General features: G+C 71.1%; 14 protein-coding genes. 9 read left to right on the top strand and 5 right to left on the bottom strand.

The annotated features are described in order from the left end of the window. Positions 1-19: 19 nt before the first annotated feature. Positions 20-1,612 carry a GGDEF domain-containing protein gene (locus tag O7601_RS15320; protein WP_281561809.1) on the top strand — a complete coding sequence of 531 codons (1,593 nt, stop codon included), beginning with the start codon at positions 20-22 and terminating at the stop codon, positions 1,610-1,612. Between the two features lie 15 nt (positions 1,613-1,627). Next, positions 1,628-1,780 carry a hypothetical protein gene (locus O7601_RS15325; protein ID WP_281561810.1) on the top strand — a complete coding sequence of 51 codons (153 nt, stop codon included), beginning with the start codon at positions 1,628-1,630 and terminating at the stop codon, positions 1,778-1,780. A gap of 22 nt (positions 1,781-1,802) precedes the next feature. Here O7601_RS15325 and O7601_RS15330 read toward each other — a convergent pair whose 3' ends face one another. The 5 genes from O7601_RS15330 to O7601_RS15350 form a co-directional block, all read right to left on the bottom strand. Continuing rightward, complete coding sequence (locus O7601_RS15330) at positions 1,803-2,102, bottom strand: helix-turn-helix transcriptional regulator (RefSeq protein ID WP_281561811.1); 300 nt, start codon at positions 2,100-2,102, stop codon at positions 1,803-1,805. Between the two features lie 453 nt (positions 2,103-2,555). Continuing rightward, positions 2,556-3,998: a permease prefix domain 1-containing protein gene (locus O7601_RS15335; protein WP_281561812.1), complete on the bottom strand. Its 1,443-nt coding sequence runs from the start codon at positions 3,996-3,998 to the stop codon at positions 2,556-2,558. After that, a complete protein-coding gene (locus O7601_RS15340; protein WP_281561813.1) occupies positions 3,995-4,369 on the bottom strand; it encodes a helix-turn-helix transcriptional regulator in 375 nt (124 codons plus the stop codon). The genes O7601_RS15335 and O7601_RS15340 overlap by 4 nt, the downstream gene beginning before the upstream one ends. A 148-nt stretch (positions 4,370-4,517) precedes the next feature. Continuing rightward, on the bottom strand, positions 4,518-5,969 hold the full coding sequence (locus O7601_RS15345; RefSeq protein ID WP_281561814.1) for a DEAD/DEAH box helicase: 1,452 nt from the start codon (positions 5,967-5,969) through the stop codon (positions 4,518-4,520). 162 nt (positions 5,970-6,131) lie between these two features. Continuing rightward, a complete protein-coding gene (locus O7601_RS15350) occupies positions 6,132-6,353 on the bottom strand; it encodes a hypothetical protein (protein WP_099851929.1) in 222 nt (73 codons plus the stop codon). 302 nt (positions 6,354-6,655) lie between these two features. Here O7601_RS15350 and O7601_RS15355 point away from each other — a divergent pair, with 302 nt between their 5' ends. The 7 genes from O7601_RS15355 (at position 6,656) to O7601_RS15385 (ending at position 20,400) form a co-directional block, all read left to right on the top strand. After that, entirely contained in the window at positions 6,656-12,169 is a 5,514-nt protein-coding gene (locus tag O7601_RS15355; protein ID WP_281561815.1) for a biotin carboxylase N-terminal domain-containing protein, read from the top strand. Between the two features lie 58 nt (positions 12,170-12,227). Continuing rightward, the gene (locus tag O7601_RS15360; protein ID WP_281561816.1) at positions 12,228-12,701 is read left to right on the top strand and encodes an SRPBCC family protein; all 474 of its coding nucleotides are present in this window, start codon (positions 12,228-12,230) and stop codon (positions 12,699-12,701) included. Positions 12,702-12,771: 70 nt separating this feature from the next. Further along, positions 12,772-13,839: a DUF2855 family protein gene (locus tag O7601_RS15365; RefSeq protein ID WP_281561817.1), complete on the top strand. Its 1,068-nt coding sequence runs from the start codon at positions 12,772-12,774 to the stop codon at positions 13,837-13,839. A gap of 60 nt (positions 13,840-13,899) precedes the next feature. Further along, the gene (locus tag O7601_RS15370) at positions 13,900-14,796 is read left to right on the top strand and encodes a bile acid:sodium symporter family protein (RefSeq protein WP_281561818.1); all 897 of its coding nucleotides are present in this window, start codon (positions 13,900-13,902) and stop codon (positions 14,794-14,796) included. Positions 14,797-14,971: 175 nt separating this feature from the next. Next, positions 14,972-16,348, top strand: coding sequence for an FAD-dependent oxidoreductase (locus O7601_RS15375; RefSeq protein ID WP_281561819.1), 1,377 nt, complete (start codon positions 14,972-14,974; stop codon positions 16,346-16,348). Positions 16,349-16,472: 124 nt separating this feature from the next. Further along, the gene (locus tag O7601_RS15380) at positions 16,473-16,823 is read left to right on the top strand and encodes a hypothetical protein (RefSeq protein ID WP_281561820.1); all 351 of its coding nucleotides are present in this window, start codon (positions 16,473-16,475) and stop codon (positions 16,821-16,823) included. A gap of 43 nt (positions 16,824-16,866) precedes the next feature. Further along, entirely contained in the window at positions 16,867-20,400 is a 3,534-nt protein-coding gene (locus O7601_RS15385) for a tetratricopeptide repeat protein (RefSeq protein ID WP_281561821.1), read from the top strand. Positions 20,401-20,413 lie beyond the last annotated feature (13 nt).

The following is a 20,413-nucleotide window of genomic DNA, read 5'->3' on the forward strand; positions in this document are numbered from 1 at the left end:
CGGGTGCGGAGGAGACCGCATGGACGATGTGAACCTCCGAGCCCTGCGGCTGCTGGAGGAGGCGCAGGCCGGTGGCGCGTCCCAGGTGCTGGCGGAGGCGGTCGCGGCGCTGGAGGCACCGACCGGCGAACTGCGCGACGGCCCGGCGGCGATGCATTTCGCCCGTGTCGTGGCGCTGACCCGGCTCGGTGACCTGCGGGCCGCGATCGCCGCCGCCGATCTGATGCTTGTCGCCGCCGAGCGGGAGAACAGCGCCGGGTGGCGCTCCTGCGCACTGTCACTTCGCGCCGACCGGCGGCTTCGCCTCGGCGACCAGGACATCGCCGAGTACGACATTGAGGCCGTCCTGCGGGACCTCGTCCGCGCGGAGACGGCCTTGTTGGCCGGCGAACCGGATCCGGTGATCGAGGGCAACGCCCGCACCGGGCTGGCGATCGGATACGCGAAGCTGCGCCTCTACGAGCTGGCGGCGCCACAGTTCCAGGCGGCATACGAGACGACCTGCCGACCCGGGTACCCGGACAATGGCAACCGGGCGATGTGGCTGTGCAACCTCGCGGAACTCAACCTCATGTGGGCCCTGGAGTTGTACCAGGTGGGTCGGGTCGCCGAGGCGGAGAAGCACACCACGGTGGCCGAGGAGCACGCGGTGCGGGCGATGACGGAAGCCTCCGGCCCCAAGGCCGAGGTGTGGCGGCTCGCGGCGTCGCTGTTCGCGGCGTGCGCCCGCGCCGACCGCCAGGACCCGGCCGGTGCGGCGGAGGACATCCCCCGGGTCCTGGCGTCGCTACAGGAGCACGGCGTCGAGCAGCGACACCAGGAGCAACTGCTGTGCCGGTCGTTCCACGCCGTCGCGCTCAGCCGGTCCGGGCGGCCGGGTGAGGCGTTGCGCGTCATCCAGGAGGCGGTGACCGGCCTGTCGCCCGACAACGACTGGTTGATCACGGCGGCGCTGCACCGTACGCACGCGGTGCTGCTGGCGAAGACCGGGGCACGCGACGCGCTGCCGGGCCTCACCTACGGAGACGCGCTCGCGGAACTGCTGTGGCGTCAGCGACACCGCTGGCTGCACGCGGCGGTGACCATGCAGTCCTACGACGTGCTGCGGTGGCAGCACGAGCGGGCCGAACGGGCCGCGCGGATCGACCCGCTCACCGGGGTGGCCAACCGGCGGGGTCTGGACAGCTTCCTGGAGCGCCTGGCCACCCCCACGGCGGCCGGGACCGATCCGGTGGCGGTGCTGATCGTGGACGTGGACCGGTTCAAGGACATCAACGACTCGTTGGGGCACGCCATCGGCGACGACGTGCTGCGAGCGGTGGCGCAGCTGGTCGCGACGAGTGTCCGCCGGGACGACTTCGTCGCCCGGCTGGGCGGTGACGAGTTCGTCGCGATCCTGCCGGGGGCGGATCTCGGCGCCGCTGAGCAGGTCGCCCAGCGGGCCGTCGACGCCGTGGCCGGGATGGCGGCGTGGCGGGTGACGGTAAGCGTCGGGGTGGCCGGCGGTTCCGCGTACACCCTCGGAGAGACCCTGGCCCACGCGGACGGCGCGATGTACGCGGCGAAGCGGGCGGGCGGAAACCGGATGAGCAGCCGCCACCCCGGCACCTGACCGCGGATCGCGCCGTTGCTGCCGGCCGGTACCCGCCCCGACACGCTCGACGGGCTGACCGCCGCCGGGCTGCCGGCATCGCAGGGGCCACCGACAAGCGTGCTCTACTCACCGGGGGTGCCGGTCGCCTTCGGCCCGCCGACCAGCGTGCATCAGCCCAGAGCCTGATCAGCAGGCGATCGCCGGCGACTCAGGCCGCCGCGTCGCGTGGCTTGAAACTGACGCTGAGGCTCACGTCCAAGGCCGCCGCCAACCGCTCCAACACGGGCAGGGTCGGGACGGTGCCGCCGGCCTCGAACCGTGCGACCGCCGACTGCGTCATCCCCGATTCCTTGGCAAGCTGTGCCTGACTCCAACCTCGGCGCTCACGAAGCTCCCGAATCGCACGACCGAGTTCGAACGCCAACTGCGTCGCGTCGTACGCCTCCGCCGCCCCCGGCTCGGCCATCCGCCGCTCCCGCAGCGAGGCCCAATCACCACGCTCGCCCATGATCTAGCTCTCCTTCTCCACGATGCGGTGCGCCCCATCAATGCATCTGGCCAGACCCGGCGTGCTCGGTCGACCTCTCGCTCGTCGCGCATACGCGTCTTGTGAAAGACGGTCAGCAAGGTGATCCGCTTGTCCGACGCGATCCAGTAGGTGATCCTGACTGCTTGCCGCCCCAGGTAGGACCGCAACTCGCGTAGCTTCCCATCCAGCTGTTTCGTGTACGGCTCGCCCAGCAGTGGCCCTTGTTCGGCCAGTGGGTCGACGTAGAATGCCGCACGAGCAAACAGTGCAACCGGCAGGCCCTCCAACCACTTTTCGACTTCCGGCTCTGACTCAATGGCACCCCAAGCCATAGCATCGATGCTATATGAGCCAAGCATCGTCGCCGAAGAGGGTGGACGGGTCGCGATGGCGCTCGTCCGCACGCGGTGGACGCTCGGGTTGCGCGGCGGATCAGAGGTAGCTGAACAGCGGGGGGAAGAGCAGCACCACGATCCAGGCCCAACCGGCGTACACCGGTAGGTAGCGGGTCTGCCAGCGTTCCAGGGCCGCGAACGGGGTGCGCCGACGGAGGAAGCTCAGCATCAACCACGCCGACCAGGCGAGGTTGGCCAGCAGGATGACGTTCTCACCGAGGGCCGCGGCCTTGTTCGGGGTGGTGCCGTACTCGGTGATCCGCTCGGTGATCGCCCACAGCACCAGCACGTCGATGATGAGCGCGCTGACCACGAGGGCGAGCTGCAACCTGTCGAACAGGCCGGGCGGGGCCAGCGGGTCGCGGGCCGAGATCGAGTAGAGCAGCAACCCCAGCACCACGACCAGCAGCAGGTCGAACAGGATCAGCGCCTCGCGCTCGACGTTGATGCCGGCGGTGGTCCAGACGATGGCCACCAGGAAGGCCAGCAACGCGGCGGTGAACAGCGGCGTGAACAGGCGGGTGAGTACCGGGGCGATGTTCTCGACGACGCTCTGTTTGGCCTCGACGAGCCAGCCTGCCACGACCACCGCGGCCACCGCGCCGCACGGCAGCAACCACTGCGAGACGAAGCCCTCCGGGTCGATGCCGATGGCCTGGAAGGTGCCGACCGTGAAGGCGGTCAACACGCCGCCACCGAGAGCGATGAGGACGAAGTAGACGAAGCACTCGCCGGTGAATCTGATGAAGTCCATCCGCCGTCGCGACGAGCGTAGTTCGTCGGAGACGTAGGCCAGGCCGACCACGAGCCACAGGGCTATCGGCAGGTGGATGGTGGTCAGGACCAGCGACTGGGAGTCCTCCGCGAGGGGGTAGATGTTGGCGGCCACCGCGCCGAGCGCGAACAGAGCGACCATCACCCCGATCACCGCCGTGCCGGCCCGGCGGCGCCAGGCCAGGTACGCGGCCAGCCAGGGCAGCGTGAACAGCGCGAAGTTGGGCGCGTAGAAGGTGCCGTCCTGTTCGAAACCCAGACCGAACAACGCCGGTAGTTTGATCGACACGGCCGCGCCGACCGCGCACACGATCATCGCGATCAGGTCGCGCCGGGACTGGTTGTCCGTCTCCGGGTCGTCGGTGCCGCCGGTCAGCACCAATTGCTTCCACAGTCGCTCGGAGTGTTCCCGGGCGAACTCGCGGGACAACTCGTCCAGGCCACCCAGCCTCTTCACCGCGACCAGGAATGCCTCGTCGGGGCGCAGGCCGGTGGCGATGAGCTCGTCGACCGAGCCGCGAAGGTGGTCCTCCAACTCCTCGGCGTCGGAGCGTTGCAGTTCCGGGCGGTGGCGCACGTAGCGACGCCACTGGGCGAACTGGGCCTCCAACGCTTCCTGGCCCGGCGCGGTCGTCGCGCCCTCCGGATCGCGTGGCGCGGTCGTGCCGTCCGGGCCGGGGGACGCCGGGCTGCCGGGCGTGGTCATGCCAGACCTCCGAGGGGAATCGTGGTCGAGCGGCGCACGTCGCCGGGGCCGACCCAGATCGCTTTGAGTGCGCTCACCACGGTGTCCCACTGGCGACGTTGCTCGGCGAGCTCGGCGAGGCCGCTGTCGGTGATGCGGTAGTACTTGCGTCGTCGCTCCCCGGGGACCGATTGCCAGCTCGACTCCACGTGACCGAGCCGTTCGAGCCGGTGCAGCAGGGGATAGAGCAACCCTTCGGTCCAGTCCAACTCGCCGTCGGACAGCTCGTTGATGCGTCTGAGGATCGCGTACCCGTAGCTCTCCCCGTCGGCCAGGATGCCGAGCACCATCGGCGTCGCCGAGGCGGCGACGAGATCCTTGGTGATCTTCATGAGATTCTCCCACCACCAATACCTAGAACTATTAGGCATAGTAGTTCTAGGTATTGGTGGGCGCAAGAGAAGCCCGCCGGCATCACCGGCGGGCTTCTCGTAAGCGCTGTTCAGAGTTGGCCGGGGTGTCCCCGGGCGGCTGTGTCGCTCAGCGACCGCCGCCACGCCCACCGGGCCGGGCCCGGGCGGAGAAGGCCGCCGCACCCGAACGGGCAGCACCGGAGCGCGCCGAGGCGGACCGCCCTGAGCCGGTTGCAGCGGACCGCCCCGAACTGGCCGCAACGGACCGCCCTGAGCCGGCCTGGGCGGGCTTGCCGCTGCGCCGGTTGCGGCCCGCGGGGGCGGGTGACGTCTCGCGTCGGGCGGTAGTTGGTCGGGCGGCCGGCGCGACCGCCAGCGTCCGTTCCCCGGGCGCGAGTTCACGCAGCAGCGCGTCCCCCGGGCGCAGTCGAGTGGTGGTCGCCGCGATGCCCGCCTTGCGGGTCAGTTCGCGTACCTCGGGGGCCTGGGTGTCGGTCATCAGGGTCACGACCGTCCCGGCCGCGCCGGCCCGGGCGGTACGCCCCGAGCGGTGCAGGTACGCCTTGTGCTCCACGGGTGGATCGGCGTGCACAACGAGGGCCACGTCGTCGACGTGGATGCCCCGCGCCGCGATGTCGGTGGCCACCAGCGTCCGCACCGTGCCGTCGGAGAACGCCTTGAGGTTCCTGGTGCGGGCGCCCTGGGCCAGATTGCCGTGCAACTCCACCGCGGCCACCCCGGCCGCGACCAGCCGGCGGGTGAGGGTCTTGGCACCTCGCTTGGTGCGGGTGAACACCACCGTCCGTCCGGGCGCGGCGGTCAGGTCGACAAGCACGGCGAACCGGTCCTCGGCGTGCACGTGCAGCACGTGGTGCGTCATCGCGGCGACCGGCGACTTGGTCGAGTCGACGCTGTGCACCACCGGATCGGTGAGGAAACGCCGGACGAGCACATCGACCCCGGAGTCCAGGGTGGCGGAGAAGAGCAGCCGTTGCCCGTTGCGCGGGGTCAGCTCCAGCAGCCGGCGTACCGTCGGCAGGAAGCCCAGGTCAGCCATGTGGTCGGCCTCGTCGAGCACGCTGATCTCTACGGCGTCCAGGTGGGCGTGACCGGCCTGCACGTGGTCGGCGAGCCGGCCCGGGCAGGCCACCAGGACGTCGACCCCGGCGCGCAATCCGGTGATCTGCGGCCGAGCGGCGACGCCGCCGAAGACGGTCATGGTGCGCAGCGACAGTGCCTCGGCCAGCGGCGCCATCACGCTGTCGATCTGAGTGGCCAGCTCCCGGGTGGGCGCGAGGATGAGCGCCCGGGGACGTCCGGGTCGGCGCGGCGCGGCGGTGGCGGCGAGCCGGGTGAGCACGGCCAGGACGAAGGCGTAGGTCTTGCCCGAACCAGTGCGGCCCCGACCGAGCACGTCGCGACCGGCCAGGGCGTCGGGCAGGGTTGCGGCCTGGATCGGGAACGGTCGGTCCACTCCGGTCGCGGCCAGCACGCGGGTCAGTGCGGCGGGCACGCCCAGCTCGGCGAAGGTCGAAACGGCGGGCGGGGTGGTCTGTTGCTGCGGGCGGCGTGCCGCCATGAAGGCTCCGAACGTAGAAGGGGATGTCCCACCCGGCGCTGCGGTGCCGGCCGTGGCCTGGCGCGTCGAAGGCGTGGGGCCCGGGACATCGAATCGGACCCGCGGTCAGGCGGGTCCGAGGGTGAGCCTACCCGACCGGCGGTGGGCAGGCTGCCGGTGCGGTCAGGAGGGTGCCACGACCCGCCATCGACTCTGACCGCCCATCCACGCCCCGGCCAGGATCTCCGCCGACTTACGACCGGGGCAGGGGTAGATCTTCGAGCGCCCGGTGCCGCCGCCGGCCCGGGCCTCGACCTCCCACGACTCGCCGTCGGTGCGGATGTAGACGTCGCGACGTCCGCGCGGGGTGTGGTCGCCGTTCCACCAGTGACGCTCAACTCTCACCCGCTGACCGTATAGCACCAGGTCCGCGAGGGAAACGTTGATGATCTTGGGAGATGTCACCGCCACGCAGGGTGTTTGTCGCCTCGACTCGACGTGTTCGTCCGTGACTCGGCAGGGGTGACCCGAGCGACCCGCAGTGGGCGTCGAGCGCTGGGGTTGGCGGGTTTCCACAAAATCCGTTGTCCGGAGGTGGCAGTTCCCACGTCTTCCTTACTCGCCGGTAGCCACGAAGGTTGGTTCAACGGGACCCCCTCTGCGGGAGAGTCCCTCCTGTCAGGGACGATCTTCCGGAGGCCTGCTCGGTGTTCAGCCGCATCGCCATCGTCAACCGGGGAGAGGCCGCCATGCGGCTGATCCACGCTGTTCGCGAGCTCAACGCCGAGACCGACGCTCCGCCGATCGAGACCGTCGCGCTCTACACCGAGGCGGAGCGCTCGGCCACCTTCGTGCGCGAGGCCGACCACAGTTACTGTCTCGGACCCGCGTCGGCGCGACCCTACCTGGACCATCGGGTCCTCGAACGGGCGCTGCACGACACCGGCGCCGACGCGGCCTGGGTGGGCTGGGGCTTCGTGGCCGAGGATCCGGCCTTCGCCGAACTGTGCGAGAAGAACGGCGTCACCTTCATCGGCCCGAGCCCGGAGGCGATGCGCAAGCTCGGCGACAAGATCGGCGCGAAGCTGATCGCCGAGGAGGTCGGCGTCCCGGTGGCGCCGTGGAGTCGTGGCGCGGTGGAGAGCCTTGAGGCGGCCCAGCGTGCCGCGGCCGAGATCGGCTACCCGCTGATGCTGAAGGCCACCGCGGGCGGGGGCGGCCGGGGCATCCGGGTGGTGCGCAGCGACACCGAACTTGCCGAGGCGTACGAGCGCACGAGCCTGGAGGCCCAACGCGCCTTCGGCAGCGGTGTGGTCTTCCTGGAACGGCTGGTCACCGGTGCGCGGCACGTCGAGGTGCAGGTGATCGCCGACGGCCAGGGCACCGCGTGGGCGCTGGGCGTACGGGACTGCTCGGTGCAGCGGCGCAACCAGAAGGTGATCGAGGAGTCCGCCTCGCCGGTGCTCTCCGGCGAGCAGACTCGCGAGTTGAAGGAGGCGGCCGAGCGGCTCGCGCTGGCCGTGGACTACCGCGGTGCGGGCACCGTGGAGTTCCTCTACCACCCGGGTGACCGGATGTTCGCCTTCCTGGAGGTCAACACCCGGTTGCAGGTGGAGCACCCGATCACCGAGGCCACCACCGACTTCGACCTGGTCAAGGCGCAGATCCAGGTGGCCGCCGGTGGCCGGCTCGGCGACCGGATCCCGGCCGAGGCGGGGCACGCCGTCGAAGCCCGACTCAACGCCGAGGACCCCGACCGGGACTTCGCGCCGTCGCCCGGCCGGATCGTGCGACTGGTGCTGCCCAGTGGGCCCGGCGTGCGGGTGGACACCGGGGTCAGCGAGGGTGACGTGATCCCCGCCGACTTCGACTCCATGATCGCTAAGATCATCGCGTACGGTCGTAGCCGCGACGAGGCGTTGAGCCGGCTGCGTCGCGCGGTCGCCGAGACCACGGTGATCATCGAGGGCGGCGCGAGCAACAAGAGTTTCCTGCTGGACCTGCTGGATCAGCCCGAGGTGATCGACGCCAGCGCCGACACCGGCTGGATCGACCGGGTCCGCGCTCAGGGCCGCCTGGTCTCCACCCGACACTCCGGCGTAGCGCTGGCCGCCGCCGCCATCGAGGCGTACGAGGACGAGGCGCACGTCGAGCGGCAGCGGTTGCTCTCCACCGCGCACGGTGGCCGTCCCCAGGTCCAGCACGCCAGCGGCCGGCCGATCGACCTCAAGCTGCGCGGCGCGACCTACCGGGTCTCCGTCGCGCAGACCGGCCCGCACCGGTTCCGGGTCGGCGTCGCCGACACGTCGACGGTGGACGTCGAGCTGGAGCGCTTCGACGAGCACAGTGGCCGGATCCTGGTCAACGGCCGGCGGTACCGGCTGGTCTGCGACACCCACGGACCCATCCACCTGGTCGAGGTGGACGGCGTCACGCACCGGGTCAGCCGGGACGAGGGCGGCGTCCTGCGCTCCCTGTCACCCGCGCTGGTCGTCGCGACCCCGCTCGCGGTGGGCGACGAGGTCGAGGCCGGCGCGCCGGTGCTGGTCCTGGAGAGCATGAAGATGGAGACCGTGCTGCGTGCCCCGTTCGCGGCGAAGGTGCGCGAGTGCCTGGTCTCCGTCGGCAGCCAGGTGGAGACCGCCGCACCACTGCTGCGTCTGGAACCGCTCGGTGACGGGGCCGCGAGCGAGGCCGCCGAGTCCACGGCCGTCGACCTGGAGCTGCCACCCGAGCCGACCGAGCTGTCCGCCGGGGACCGCGTGGCACGTGGCATCGCCGAGCTGCGCAGCCTGCTGCTCGGCTACGACCTGGATCCGCGTGACGAACGCCGAACCCTCGCCGGGTACCTGGCCGCCCGCGCCGAACTGCCGCACCGTCCGCTGGAGGAGGAGGTCGAGCTGCTCCAGGTCTTCGCCGACCTGTCCGAGCTCAGCCGCAATCGTCCGGCCGGCGAGGAGACCAAGGCCGACACCCGGGTGCACAGCCCGCGTGAGTACTTCCACAGCTACCTCCAGTTCCTCGACGTCGAGCGGGCGGCCCTGCCGGAGACGTTCCGCCAGCGCCTCGCCCGGGTGCTCGCCCACTACGGTGTCGAGGACTTCGAACGGACGCCGGAGCTGGAGGACGCCGTCTTCCGGATCTTCCTGGCCCAGCAGCGGGCGGCGGCCGACGTGAAGGTGATCGTCACCTTCCTGCAACGGTGGCTGACCGAGCCGCCGCCGGCCGAGAGCCTGCGCGAGCTGGTCGGTCAGGCGTTGGAACATCTGATCTTCGCCACCCAGCGCCGCTTCCCGGTGGTCGGCGACCTCGCCCGCAGCGTGGTGTTCCGTTGGGCGGCACAGCCGATGCTGCGCCGCAAGCGGGCCGAGGTGTACGCCGACGTCCGGGGCAACCTGCGTTATCTCGACCACAACCCCGACGCGGCGGACCGGGCCGAGCGGATCGCGACTATGGTCGCCTCACCCGAGCCCCTGGTCCGGCTGCTCGCCCAGCGCATCGGCCGGCCGGGAGTCGACCACGGCCCGATGCTCGAGGTGCTCAGCCGCCGCTACTACGGCAGCCGTGGCGCGGACAGCGCCCGAGCCGTCGAGGTGGCCGGGCAGTCGTTCTTCACCGCCGGGTACGACCGGGACGGCGAACGCTTCCGCCTGGTCGCCGCGGCCACGGATTTCGCCGGCCTGCCGGCGACCTTGACGAAGGTCGCCGCGCTGGTCGGCGCGGGTGGCGACGGTGCCGGCTCGGCGTCGCCGGTGCCGGGCCGGAATGCCGCGCCGTCGGTCGCCGACGTGTACCTGACCTGGGCCGAGCAACCCGACGTGGAGGCGATGGCCGCGACCCTGCGGGAGGTGCTCGACCAGGCCGGGCTGCTGGACCTGCTCCAGCGGGTGACGATCTCGGTCGCCGGGCGCAACGGCGCCGAGATGCACCACCACTTCACCTTCCGGCCGGAGCTCGGTGAGGACCGGGTGATCCGGGGCCTGCACCCGCTGATCGCCCAGCGTCTGCAACTGCCCCGGCTACGCAACTTCGACCTGACCCGGCTGCCGTCGGCCGACGAGGAGGTGTACCTCTTCCACTGCGTCGCGCCGGACAATCCGGCCGACGAGCGGCTGGCCGCGATGGCTCAGGTACGCGACCTCACCCCGCTGCGCGACACCGACGGCCGGATTCTGGCGCTGCCCGCCGTCGAGGGCGCGCTCGACGCCTGCCTCGACGCGATCCGCAAGGTACAGGCGCAGCGCCCGGCGAAGAAGCGATTCGACACCAACCGGATCACCCTCTTCGTCTGGCCGCCCAACGAATTGAGCATCGAGGAGCTGAACACCGTCGCCCAGCGGGTGCTGCCGATCACGGCGGACGCCGGGCTGGAGGAGGTGCTGTTCCTCGGCCGCCAGCGGGACGAGGACACCGGTGAGCTGACCGACATCGCGGTGGAGATCTCCTACGACGAGGGCATGCGGATCTCCGTCACCGAGCCGACGGCGGAGCTGATCCAGCCGCTCGACGACTACCGGCAGAAGGTGCTGTCGGCTCGGCGGCGCGGCACGACCTACCCGTACGAGCTGACCGAGATGCTGGCCGGCCGCAACGGCAGTTTCGTCGAGTACGACCTGACCGACTCCGGCGAACTCGTCCCGGTACAGCGGCCCAAGGGGCACAACCGGGCGGGCATCGTGGTTGGTGTGGCGAGCACGCCCACCGAGCGCTATCCCGAAGGTGTCACCCGGGTGGTGCTGCTCGGCGACCCGACCAGGGCGCTGGGCGCACTGGCCGAGCCGGAGTGTGCCCGGGTGATCGCCGCGCTCGACCTGGCCGAGCGGCTGCGCGTACCGGTCGACTGGTTCGCGCTGTCGGCCGGCGCGCGGATCTCGATGAGTTCGGGCACCGAGAACATGGACTGGGTGGCCGCCGCGCTCAAGCGGATCGTCGAGTTCACCCAGGGCGGTGGTGAGATCAACATCGTGGTCGCGGGAATCACCGTGGGCGCCCAGCCGTACTGGAACGCCGAGGCGACGATGCTCATGCACACCCGGGGCATCCTGGTGATGACGCCGGATTCGGCGATGGTGCTGACCGGCAAGCAGTCGCTGGACTTCTCCGGTGGGGTGTCCGCCGAGGACAACTTCGGCATCGGCGGCTACGACCGGGTGATGGGCCCCAACGGGCAGGCCCAGTACTGGGCGCCGAACCTGCGCGGTGCCCACCAGGTCCTGATGGCGTACCACGATCACGCCTACGTGGCACCTGGCGAGCGCCGGCCCCGTCGGGCGGTCACCGCCGACCCGGTCGACCGCGACATCTCCGACTACCCGCACGCGGTACCGGACAGCGACTTCACCACCGTCGGCGAGATCTTCTCCCGGGAGCGCAACCCCGACCGCAAGAAGGCGTTCGACATCCGTACGCTGATGCGGGCCCTGGCCGACCAGGACCACGCGGTCCTGGAACGCTGGGCCGGCATGGCCGACGCCGAGACGGCGGTCGTGCAGGACGTGCACCTCGGCGGCATCCCGGTGTGCCTGCTCGGCATCGAATCCCGCTCGGTGCCCCGGCGCGGGTTCCCGCCCACCGACGGTCCGGACACCTACACCGCCGGCACGCTCTTCCCACGCTCGTCGAAGAAGGCCGCTCGAGCGATCAACGCGGCCAGCGGAAACCGGCCGCTTGTGGTGCTGGCCAACCTCTCCGGCTTCGACGGCTCGCCGGAGTCGATGCGACAGTTGCAGCTGGAGTACGGCGCGGAGATCGGCCGGGCGATCGTCAACTTCGATGGGCCGATCGTCTTCTGCGTGATCTCGCGGTACCACGGTGGCGCGTTCGTGGTCTTCTCCAAGGCGCTCAACCCGAACATGACGGTCCTCGCCGTGGAGGGTTCGTTCGCCTCCGTCATCGGCGGCGCGCCGGCCGCGGCCGTGGTGTTCGCCGGTGATGTCAACGCCCGTACCGCGAAGGATCCGCGGGTGGCCGACCTGGAGGCGCGCGTGGCGGCGGCGAGCGGCGGGCAGCGGGCGGCGCTGGTGACGCAGTTGATGGACGTGCGTGCCTCGGTGCGGGCGGAGAAGCTGGCCGAGGTGGCCGCCGAGTTCGACGGCGTGCACAGCATCCAACGTGCGGTCGAGGTCGGCTCGGTGGACGCCATCGTCCGACCCGAGGAACTGCGCCCGCAGCTCATCGCGGCCGTCGAACGCGGCCTGGCGAAGGCGGCCCGGCCGTCCTGACCTGTCGGGCACGCCGGCGGCGGGACACGGTCGTGTCGCTGGCGTGCCACGATGGGGCGTGCCCGAGGACCGGAAGCCGTCGATCGCGTTCGAGACCACCTACACCGTCGCGGCCCGGCCCGACGTGGTGTGCGCGCACCTGGCCGATCCGCGCAGCTATATCGGACTGTCGCCGCTGATCGTGGCGGTCGACGACGTGTGGCACGGTCACGACGCCGAGGGCCGCGCGACCGCCGACTACCTCGCCGTCGAGCGGTTCCGGCTGGTCGGGCCGTTGCGGTGGGACAACCGCATCCGGGTACGCATGGTCTCGACGCCACCACACGGCCCGCTGGTCAGCGAGGTGCGCAGCCCGGGTTGGGTGTCCCTGCGCGCGGTGGTGGAGCTGACCCCGGTACCGGAGGGCACCCGGGTCGACGAATGGATCACCGCGCACGCACCGGCACCGCTGCGGCGGTTCGTGGCCGGCCAGGCCCGGCAGGTCGCGGCGTACCGGGCGGCCGAACTGACCCGCCGCATGGCGGCCGGGTAGTCACGCGGAGTGGGATTTTGCACTAGCAGTGCATCTTGTTTCGGTGGCGTTGACTGCCTAGCGTCTCAGCATGGCTGCCTCCTGGACGTTCGCCGTGGACCGTGCCGAGCTGAGCCGCACCACCCTGGTGGAGCGTGCCGTGCCGGAGCTGTCCGACGGCGAGGCGCTGTTGCGCGTGGACCGCGTCGGACTGACCGCCAACAACGTCACCTATGCGGTGCTCGGCGAGTCGATGCGTTACTGGGAGTTCTTCCCGCCCGACCGGCACGGGCTGGACGGGCAGTGGGGCCTGCCGCCGCTGTGGGGCTTCGCCGAAGTGGTCGCCTCGACCGTCAGCGAGGTCGAGGTGGGGCAGCGGGTGTACGGCTATCTTCCGCCGGCCGGGCACCTGGTGGTGCGGCCGGCGAGGGTGGACGCGACCGGGTTCCGGGACGCCAGTGCGCACCGGGCCGAGCTGCCCTCGCCGTACAACGGATACCGCTCGACCGTCGGCGACCCGGCGTACCGCGCCGACCAGGAGGACCTGCTGACCCTGTTCCGGCCGCTCTTCTTCACCTCCTTCATGCTGGCCGACCAGATCGTCGACAACGATTGCTACGGCGCGACGTCGCTGGTGTTCTCCTCGGCATCCAGCAAGACCGCGTACGCCGCCGCCGTCGAACTGCGCGGACGTGGCCCGCGCCTGGTCGGGCTCACCTCGCCCGGCAACCTCGCGTTCACCCGCTCGCTCGGCTGCTACGACGAGGTGCTGTCGTACGACCGGATCGCCGCCCTCGATCCGGTGCCGACCGCCTACCTCGACCTGTCCGGTGCGCCCGCGACCCGGGTCGCCCTGCGGCGTCGCCTCGGCGACCGGCTGGTCCGCGACATCGCGGTCGGTCTGACCAACCAGATCCCGAACGCCGATGCGGCAGGGGAGGTCTTCTTCGCTCCGGTGCAGATGCGCAAACGCCGACTGGACTGGGGTCGCGACGGGCTCGACCGACGCTTCGCCGCCGCCTGGCGACGCTTCGCCGAGTTGGCCGGCGGATGGCTCGACGTCCAGCTCGGCACCGGCCCGGCCGCCCTGGAGCGGGCCTGGCTCGACGTGCTCGCGGGCCGTACCCCGCCCCGGGTGGGGCAGGTCGTCCAGCTCTGACGACAGCCCAGCCACATGGAGGATTGCGAGTGCGTTACCAGGTAGTAACGATGTCGTGTCATGGACTCCGCCCTGACCCTTATCGGACTACCCGTCGCCCTCGGCATCATCATGCTCGGTCTGGGTCTCGGCCTGACCACAAGCGATTTCCGCCGAGTGGCCCGACACCCGAAGGCCGCCGTCATCGCCCTGGTCTGCCAGGTGCTGCTGCTGCCGGCGCTCTGCTTCGGCCTGGTGCTCGCCTTCGACCTGCCGCCCGAGCTGGGCGTCGGGATGATGCTGTTGGCCGCGTCGCCGGGCGGCACCACGGCCAACCTGTACAGCCACCTCTTCGGCGGTCACGTGGCCCTGAACATCACCCTGACCGCGATCAACTCGGTGCTGGCGGTGTTCACCCTCCCGATCGTGGTCAACCTGTCGGCGGCGTACTTCCTCGGCGACGCGCGCAGCATCGGACTGCAGTTCGACAAGGTGCTCCAGGTGTTCGCGATCGTGCTGGTCCCGGTCGCCCTCGGAATGCTGATCCGGGCACGGTCGGCCCGGGTCGCGCAGCGGTTGGATCGCCCGGTCCGGGTGCTGTCCGTGGTGGTTCTGGTCGCGGTGATCGCCGGTGCGGTGCTCGGTGAGCGGGAGAATCTCGCCGACTACTTCGTCTCCGTCGGGCTGGCCGTGCTGGCGTTCAACCTGCTCAGCCTCGGCATCGGGTACGGCGTGCCGAGGCTGGCCGGGGTCGAGCCCAGCGCCGCCAAGGCGGCCGGGTTCGAGATCGGCATCCACAACAGCACGCTGGCCATCACCGTCGCGCTCAGCCCGGCGCTGCTCAACAGCACCCAGATGGCGATTCCCGGCGCCGTCTACGGCATCGTCATGTTCTTCACGGCCGCCGCCTTCGGTTACCTGGTCAACCGGGTGGGTGCCGGCCGGGAACCGGCGCGGGGAGATGCCGTCCGCAGCTGAGCCGGCCGGAGACAGGGGTGAGCGGGCGTGGCATGGATCACCGTTGGCGTTCCCTCGCTGTGCAACGATCGTTGGGCGTCATGCCTACCGCCCGGCCCCGTCGGTCTGCCCCGAGCATCGGTCGCTGGCAGGCAGGCGGGAAGGCGCCATACCTCGCACCCCTTTGGAGAGCACGATGTCCCTCTCTCCGGCTCGGGTCCTCGCCGCGCTGAACGCGGTGCGACCGCCCGACCAGGCGTCCCCCGTCATGGGCAAGGCGGTGGTGATCGGCGGCAGCATCGCCGGCATGCTGGCCGCCCGGGTGCTTTCCGATCACGCCGAGAGCGTGGTGGTCATCGACCGCGACGACCTGCAGGCGACCGCTGGACGACCGGGCGTGCCACAGGGGACACAACTGCACGCCCTGCTGCCCGGCGGCTTCCTCCAGTTGGAGCAGCTGTTCCCCGGCTTCCGGGACCAGGCGCTGGCGCAGGGGGCGATCGAGGCACCGCCCGCGGCCCGGCGCAACTACCTGGACGGCCGGCTGAAGGTCGTCGTACCGGACGACGCCGACAGCCTGGCCGGCAGCCGGCCGCTGCTGGAGTCGTTGATCCGACAGCAGGTGTTGCGGCTACCCAATGTCAAGACCGTCACCGCGCGGGCCACCGGGCTGGTGTTCGACGGTGCGGTGACCAGCGGGGTCCGGTGCGAGGTCGGCGGTTCGCCCGGTGTCGAGCACGCCGACCTGGTGGTGGACGCCATGGGGCGGTCCAGCCGGCTCTCCGAGTGGCTGGCGGAGGCCGGGTGGGAGCGGCCGGCGCTGCGGCGGATGACGGTGCACCTCAACTACGCGACCGCCCTGTTCCGACGCGACGAGGCGGAGCCCGAGCACACCGTGGTGCTGGCGCTGCACAGCCCGACGAGGTCCGTGGACGTCGCCGGTGCCGCGTTCTTCGCGATCGAGGACGGTCGATGGATGGCGATGATGGCCGGTTACGGGGAGCACCGTCCCGGCCGTACCGCCGAGGATTTCGTCCGCCGGCTGCGGGAGCAGTTCCCGCCGGAGTTCGCGACGGTCGCCGACAGCGAGATCCTCGGCGACGTGCAGACCTACCGGCACGCCGACAGCCGGCGTCGGGACTTCCACGCGGTGACCCGGCTGCCGGGCGGGCTGGTCAGCGTCGGTGACGCGGTCGCCTCGTTCAACCCGGTGTACGGGCAGGGCATCACCGCCGCCGCGCTGCACGCGGCCTGCCTGGCGCACTACCTGCGGCCCGGTCCGGACCTCGCGCTGCCGGCCCGCCACTTCTTCGCCCTTCAGAAGATCGTGGTCGATGCCGCCTGGTCGATCTCGACCTCGGCCGACCTGGCGTTGCCGCACGTCGAGGGTCCCTACCCACGCGGCTACCGGTTCTCCAGCTGGGTGAGCCGGCAGATCGTCGCGGCGACCGTCACCGACGTGACCACAGCCCGCCGGTTCAACGACGTCGTCTCGATGCGCAAGCACCCGAGTTCGCTGGCCGCACCGAAGGTGATCCTCGGCGCCCTGCGCGCCAACCGGCGCGCCCGCTGACGACCTCCGCGCCGTGCCTGCCGCTCGTGCGCGATGGTGCCGGACCGACCGGTAGCGACACCGCCGTGGGGTGCCACCATCGACGACACTTGAGGCCGTGGACCAGAGCAGAGGAGCACCCGACATGGCCGAGGTACCCGTCGCTGTGGAGCGAGCCGCGCTGGCCGCCGTCGACCGGATCGGTGGTGACGAGCGACTCCGTGCCGACGTGCTCGCCGAGCTGCACGCCCCGGACCGCAACGCAGACCGGTACGTGGACGTGGTGGCCGTGGCGTCGTTGATCGTCGCGGCGGCGACGCTCGCTTGGACCATCTACCAGAACCGGCGCGACAACCGGAGCAGCGCCAACCGGGAGGTCGTCGCACGACAGATCCGGGTCGCGCTGTCGGAGACGGGCGGGGTGCCGACACAGCAACGGGATCTGGTCATCGAGGTGGTGGTCGATAAGATCATCACCGAGGGTGAGAATCGGTGACGCGCCGGTGCGAGTCAGTTTTCCCGAGCCACGCCGGGCCGTCGTGTCACCTGAAGTCGAGGATCTCACTCTCCTCGACGAGGATGCTCTCGCCGACCTGCGGTGGTACCTGGAGGATTTCCTACGGGCCCCGTTCGGGGCGTACGCCGAGCGCGGAGAAGGGGTCGCCACCCGGCTGATCGAGTGGGGCCGGGCCATGTTCGCGGTGGTCTTCGGCACCGCACCCGAGGAGTACGAACTGCTGCGCGCCTCGTCGGCACCGGAGGTCGTCTTCCGGTCGGACCGCCCCGACTGGCTGGGGTTGCCGTGGGAGCTTCTCGCCGACCCGACCCGGCCGACACCGCTGGCCCTGGACGGCGTACGCATCACCCGGATGTTGGCGTCCGATGAGCGGGCCGCGGGCATCGCGGTCGCCGACGAGCAACCGCGGGTCCTCATGGTCATCGCCCGCCCCGACGGCGAGCGGGACGTGGCGTTCCGCAGCATCGCCCGGCCGATGCTCGCCGCCGTCGACCACCGGGCAGAGGTGGTCGTGCTGCGACCACCGACGCTGGAACGTCTCGCGGAGACGCTGATCGGGGCACGGGTGGCGGGCAGACCTTTCCACATCGTGCATCTGGACTGCCATGGCGAGTTGGCCGAGGAGGCGGTGCTGCTGCTGGAGCAGCCAGGGGTCGGGGCAGAGCGGGTACGGGCCGCACAGCTGGCCCGGGTACTCGCCGACGCCCGGGTGCCGGTCGTCGTGCTCAACGCCTGTCAGTCCGGGGCCATGGGGTCCACCGTGGAGGCGGCCGTCGCCACCCGGCTGGTCGCCGGTGGTGCGACCGCAGTCGTGGCGATGGCCTACACGGTGTACGCGGTCGCCGCCGCCGAGTTCATGACCGCGTTCTACCAGCGGCTGTTCTCGGGCGCCACGGTGGCCGAGGCGGTGTTGTCCGGCCGGGCCCGGATGGCGCGTCACCCCGAGCGACCGAGCCCGGCCGGTCGGCGACCGCTGGAGGACTGGGTGATCCCGGTCCACTACGCCCGCGCGGAGGTGCGGTTCCCGGACCGGCCGGGTCCGCCGGCGTCCGTGGCGGAGCACCGCGCGCTCACCGCCGTCGGCGCCTTCGTCGGGCGCGACCACGAGTTCCACCGGCTGGAGGCGTCCGCCGTCACCTGTCCGGTGATCCTGCTGCACGGACCGGCCGGGGTGGGCAAGTCGGAGCTGGCCAAGGCGTTCGGGCGGTGGTGGCGCGACACCTCTGGTGTCCGGTCGCCCGAGCACGTGGTCTGGTATTCCTTCGAACCCGGCGGGCCCACCTTCGGAGTGGTGGGCCTCGTCACGGAGATCGGCCTACAGGTCTTCGGCCCCGCCTTCGCGTCCGCCGAGGACGGGCGGCGACGGGCCATGGTCGACCAACTTCTACGCCGCGAACGCCTCCTGATCATCCTGGACAACTTCGAGGCGGTCGGCGCCGACGACGCCCGTGACGGCGAACGCGACAGGCGTGAACTCCAGGACTTCCTGGCCGGCCTCGGTCGCAGTGTGGTGCTGGTGACCAGCCGGACCGACGAGGCTCGGCTCGGCGAGGTGCGGCGGATCGAGCTGGGTGGTCTCGGGCCGGAGGAGAGTGCGGAGTATACCGACCGACTGCTGGCGCCCTATCCCGACGCGGTACGCAGACGCAGTCAGCCGGCGTTCCAGCAACTGCTCGACTGGCTCGACGGGCACCCGTTGACGATGCGGCTGGTGCTGCCGCATCTGGAGACCACCGACCCTGACGTACTGCTCGCCGGCCTGCGCGGCATGGCGGAGCTGCCCCAGGGGTACGGGACCGGGCGTACGGGCTCGCTGGCGGCCAGCCTGTCCTACTCAAGCTCCCGGCTGCCGTCCCACAGTCGTCGCCTGCTGACCGTGACCGCGCTGTTCCAGGGAATCACCGACGCCGACGTGCTGGTGCTGCTGTCGGCAAACCCCGACGCTCCCGAGCGTTTCCGCCACGTCACCGCCGACGAGTGGGTGGCGGTGCTCAACGAGGCGACCCACGTCGGACTGCTCGTCGACAGCGGCTCGGGCACCTACCGCTTGCACCCGGCGCTGCCGGCGTACTTCCTGGGCGAGTGGCGTGCCGCAGCCGCCGACAGCTTCGCGGTCGAGTTCGCCGCCGCGCGCCGCGCGCTTGTCGACGCGATGGCGGTCCTGGCCAACTGGGGTTACGAACAGCTGCTGCGCGGCGAGCCGCTGTGGGGACACGCCATCGCCCACCTGCACCGGTCCAATCTCAGCCAGGCGCTGCGTGGGGCGCTCGACGCCGGGATGTGGGCGCAGGCACTGCATCTCGGCCTGCTGATGAACGAGGAGTGGGGATGGAGTGGGCGCACCGACGAGGCCGACGGCTGGACCGACCGGGTACGCCTCGCGGTGGAGGATGCCGACGGTGAGCCGCCGAGGACCCCGGCGCAGGGCAGCTCCCTGTGGCTGTTCTTCGTCAGCGCCCAGCTGAACCGGTCCCCGCAGGCCGACCCGGTGGCATCGGAGGCCATGTACCACAAGGTCCACGATGTGCTGCTCGATCAGCCGGAGAGCAGCCAGCGCCAACGGCAGCTGGCGGTCGTGGCCGGCCAGTTGGGCCAGTTGTGCATGCGGGCGGGTCGGCACGACGAGGCGCTGCGCTGGTTCGAGCGGGTGCTGGGCATCGCGCAGGAACTCGGGTATCCGCACGGCGTGGCGAGCGTCCACCAGTGGTACGGCGACATCGCCGTGGCCAAGGGGAGGTGGGACGAGGCGGAGCAGTGGTACGAGAAGTCGATGTCCGGTAGCCGGGAGGCCGGCGACCAGCCCGGTGTCGCCACCTCGTGCCAGTCGCTGGGCAAGGTGGCGTGGATGCGGCAGGACTTCGACGCGGCGGAGCGGTGGTACCGCGAGGCGCTGGCGGTGCGGGAAGAAATGTACGACCAGCGCGGGACGGCCACGGTGCTTGTCGCTCTCGGCGAGGTCGCCCACTACCGAGGCGACTTCGACGCCGCCGAGCGTTGGTACAGCCAGGCGTTGGTGGCCCGGGAGCAGGCGGGCGATCTGCTGGGTGCGGCGTTCGTCTGCTACGAACTTGGTGCGCTTGAGCAACGGCGGCAGCGGTGGGACATCGCCGAGCAGTGGTATCGGCGGTCGATTCCGGCGGCCACCATCGCGGCGGACAGCAGCCAGCTCGGCCTGACCCATCACGCGCTGGGCACCCTGGCCGAGGCTCGGGGACGGGACGTGACGGCGGAGGAGTGGTACCGCCGGGCGCTCGCCGATTTCACCCGGGCCGGTAACCGGATCGGCGTCGCCTCCTGCCACGGCTCGCTGGGGCTGCTCGCGGAGCGGCGGGGCGATCTGGCGGCGGCCCTGGAACATGTGGTGCGCTGCGTGACCCAGTTCGACGACTTTCCGAACCCGGCCACCGGCCCGGCCCCGGGCCACCTGCGTCGCCTGGTCGACCGGTTGGGGCTCGCGGCTCTCCGGGGGACCTGGCTCCGCGTCGCCGGAGTCGACCTGCCCGAGACGGTCCGCCGCCAGGTGACCGCCGATGGTGACGGCTCGCCGAGCCGCTGAGGCTCCTCGCCGG

This window comes from Verrucosispora sp. WMMD573 (genome assembly GCF_027497175.1).
In the GTDB taxonomy this organism is placed as follows: domain Bacteria; phylum Actinomycetota; class Actinomycetes; order Mycobacteriales; family Micromonosporaceae; genus Micromonospora.

Excerpts from the sequence above, each read along its gene's own strand:
- O7601_RS15320 (WP_281561809.1), top strand. The coding sequence starts at position 20 with ATGGACGATGTGAACCTCCGAGCCCTGCGGCTGCTGGAGGAGGCGCAG.
- O7601_RS15330 (WP_281561811.1), bottom strand. The coding sequence starts at position 2,102 with ATGGGCGAGCGTGGTGATTGGGCCTCGCTGCGGGAGCGGCGGATGGCC.
- O7601_RS15335 (WP_281561812.1), bottom strand. The coding sequence starts at position 3,998 with ATGACCACGCCCGGCAGCCCGGCGTCCCCCGGCCCGGACGGCACGACC.
- O7601_RS15340 (WP_281561813.1), bottom strand. The coding sequence starts at position 4,369 with ATGAAGATCACCAAGGATCTCGTCGCCGCCTCGGCGACGCCGATGGTG.
- O7601_RS15345 (WP_281561814.1), bottom strand. The coding sequence starts at position 5,969 with ATGGCGGCACGCCGCCCGCAGCAACAGACCACCCCGCCCGCCGTTTCG.
- O7601_RS15365 (WP_281561817.1), top strand. The coding sequence starts at position 12,772 with ATGGCTGCCTCCTGGACGTTCGCCGTGGACCGTGCCGAGCTGAGCCGC.
- O7601_RS15370 (WP_281561818.1), top strand. The coding sequence starts at position 13,900 with ATGGACTCCGCCCTGACCCTTATCGGACTACCCGTCGCCCTCGGCATC.
- O7601_RS15375 (WP_281561819.1), top strand. The coding sequence starts at position 14,972 with ATGTCCCTCTCTCCGGCTCGGGTCCTCGCCGCGCTGAACGCGGTGCGA.
- O7601_RS15380 (WP_281561820.1), top strand. The coding sequence starts at position 16,473 with ATGGCCGAGGTACCCGTCGCTGTGGAGCGAGCCGCGCTGGCCGCCGTC.